This window comes from Galbibacter sp. L-19, from assembly GCF_056857615.1.
In genome coordinates this window covers 1-2,588 of the sequence record NZ_JBSXNL010000003.1, presented here as the reverse complement: position 1 = coordinate 2,588, position 2,588 = coordinate 1, and the positions used below count along the sequence as shown (strand labels likewise).

Annotated in this window: 3 protein-coding genes and 2 pseudogenes; all 5 read left to right on the top strand. The window is 35.7% G+C overall.

From position 1 onward, the window contains the following. On the top strand, window positions 1-423 hold a 423-nt coding region (locus AC13CQ_RS00055; RefSeq protein ID WP_482882574.1), incomplete at its 5' end, for a JAB domain-containing protein. Window positions 424-446: 23 nt separating this feature from the next. Beyond that, window positions 447-644 (top strand): hypothetical protein, encoded by a 198-nt coding sequence (locus tag AC13CQ_RS00050; RefSeq protein ID WP_482882573.1) that lies wholly within the window; start codon window positions 447-449, stop codon window positions 642-644. A gap of 366 nt (window positions 645-1,010) precedes the next feature. Then, window positions 1,011-1,628, top strand: a complete 618-nt coding sequence (locus AC13CQ_RS00045) for a BfmA/BtgA family mobilization protein (RefSeq protein WP_008610591.1) — start codon at window positions 1,011-1,013, stop codon at window positions 1,626-1,628. Further along, window positions 1,597-2,325: pseudogene (mobB, locus tag AC13CQ_RS00040) on the top strand (MobB family relaxase); the annotation flags it as partial. The gene AC13CQ_RS00045 and the pseudogene mobB, both read left to right, overlap by 32 nt. A gap of 2 nt (window positions 2,326-2,327) precedes the next feature. Continuing rightward, window positions 2,328-2,588 (top strand): annotated as a pseudogene (locus AC13CQ_RS00035) (hypothetical protein); the annotation flags it as partial.

Below are 2,588 nucleotides of genomic sequence, written 5' to 3'. Positions count from 1 at the left end.
CTCTCGTATAAAGAAAGTTTTTTGACCAGTTGTGAAACAACTATTTCCAGTAGTAGCAAAGCTGCTGCTATTCTTTTACAATCCTTTGATATGAATACCATCGCTTTACAAGAGACTTTTAAAGTCTTATTGTTAAATAATTCGAATAAGGTAAAAGGAATCTATACGCTTTCCATAGGCGGTATCACGGGCACTTTAGTGGATATCAGAATCTTATATGCTGTTATTCTAAAAAGTTTATCTACAGCTGTAATTTTATGTCATAACCATCCCAGTGGCACACTAAAAGCCAGTGAACAGGATAATGAAATTACACAAAAAATCAAAAAAGCAGGTTCGTATCTTGATGTGAAAGTATTAGACCATATTATTTTAAGCCCCTGTGGGAATTACTTCAGTTTTGCCGATAATGGTTTCTTATAAATTGAATTTTAAAGTATACAATAATGGTTTATTTAAATTACAATAATCTCGATAAGGAAACCCAAAATCGGTTGCTTTCTATGTCCAAAAAAGATATAGAAAGTCGATTAGGGAAACAATTAAAGCACTACGCTAGGGAACACTATGTAAATTATGAATCCCTATTGGAAGAAGAAGCGATACGAAATCTATACAATTATAAGTATGTTTTCAATATCTAAATAGCAAATAATACCAATCAAGCCCATCGATTATGATGGGCTTTTTTTATGGGTAATCCCTTGAAATTAGTATCTTTAAAACAAGAGGTAACAGCCTTTTTGGTCATCAAAATAGGTTCGTTTTGATAGCTTTCCAAACGAACGATTTGACTTTCCTTATATGACCATTTTAGCACAATTAAAATAAGGCACCCACTTTGGTGGGGTGTATGAATTTTGTCCCTGCGGGACAAAAAGGAGTAGCAAGAGGGTAACACGCGTTGCGGTGTTCCGATTTGTTTTTAGATTTTAATTAACTGACAATCAATTATTTAAAAACAATTTAATTGTACCGATTTCCAGGGGTTTACAGTAAATACCGTTGGAATGCCCATAAAAAGGGACTTTTTTACAGTAAATATGGAAAAAACATATGAAAAATATCGCTTTTCAGCTATTAGTATTAAAAAAGAAATAGCAGATCGGTTTAGGAGATATTCCAAAGACGTTTCTAAATCACATTCGGAAACGCTAGAAGCCATGCTGAACTTTTTTAAATGGAATAACCTTTCTCCAAATGAGAATCTTGGAGTGAAAAAGGATGATACCAAAAAACGTATTAATGCCCTGATAGCCATCATTCGTAACATTGAAAAAGAGCAAACCCTTCCCACTAAAGCGATGTTGGATATTTTATTTCAAGAGGTTTCTCAAATGGAATCCCACAGTAAACAATGGAAAGAACAGGAGGGAAGCTTTGATTTTGGTGCTCCCGAACTCTTAACCAGGGATGCCGAATTAGAACATTACCGTAATCGTTATGAAGAGATGCAAAAGGAACTGAGTCATTATAAAAATAGGGTAGAGGAGCTATGGAATCAATTAAACTATGTAAAAGGAACTTTTGGAAAAGGATATCATAAACTGGATATGGATAAAAATGAATTGGAGAATTTTAAAAAATCGTTGAATCATGTACATCACCATTACCGCACAAAGTCTTAGTGGGAATTTTGGACAAAGTGCAGCCGCTTTTGTGGATTATCTCGAAAAAGAGAATGAAGGAAAACCCATGCCTGAACTAGAACAGTTTTTTGATCAACATCATAATGACATATCCGCCGAAGAGGTTGTCAAGGAAATTGATAGCAATACAGCTAAACTTAAAAAAGCAGAGCCCAAATTTTATTCCATTACATTGAATCCAAGTCAGCGGGAACTCAGAGCTATTGGAGATGCTCCTGAAGCTTTAAAAAAGTACACTAGAGAAGCTATGAAAACCTATGCTAAAGCCTTCAATCGGGAAATTGACGGGAAGCCTGTATCTATTGATGATATTAAATATTATGCCAAGGTGGAGCGACAACGCACCTTTAAAGAAACCGATAAACAGATTCGGGAAAATCAACCTTATGCCTCTCAAATATTAGAGTTGAAACAAGATATTCGACGGATAGAGCGAGGAGAAGTGCGTGGAAATATTAAGAAACTTCAAAGACAGATCAATCATCTAGAACAAAAAGCACCACATCAATTGAATGGAAAACGAATTGTTCCTGGGATGCTCAAACCAGGTCCTCAAAGTCATATTCATATTATTGTGAGCCGCAAGGACACATCTAATCGTTATAGCTTGTCTCCAGGAAGTAAGTACAAAGCTTCGGAAGTGGAAATGAACGGCAAAACGGTGAAGCGAGGTTTTGTTTAGCTTATACGTTTTTTAAGCTTTATGCGGGGGTGTACATGCTTGTACCTGCCTTCTTTTTGGTCAATGTATTTGTAAACAACCTTTACACTGAAATCAATACCCATTTTTGGATGGACTTGTTCGGTACAGATTGGGGAGATGAATTTTTTGCTCCAGTGGTTGAATGTGCTTCCATCGGGTTTATTGTACTACTCAAATTTAAACTGTATCGAAAAGCCAGCACCTTTGTCCTAAGACTTTTTACTGGAAGTTCGTGA

Coding starts and splice junctions, on each gene's coding strand:
- AC13CQ_RS00050 (WP_482882573.1), top strand. CDS start 447: ATGGTTTATTTAAATTACAATAATCTCGATAAGGAAACCCAAAATCGG.
- AC13CQ_RS00045 (WP_008610591.1), top strand. CDS start 1,011: ATGCCCATAAAAAGGGACTTTTTTACAGTAAATATGGAAAAAACATAT.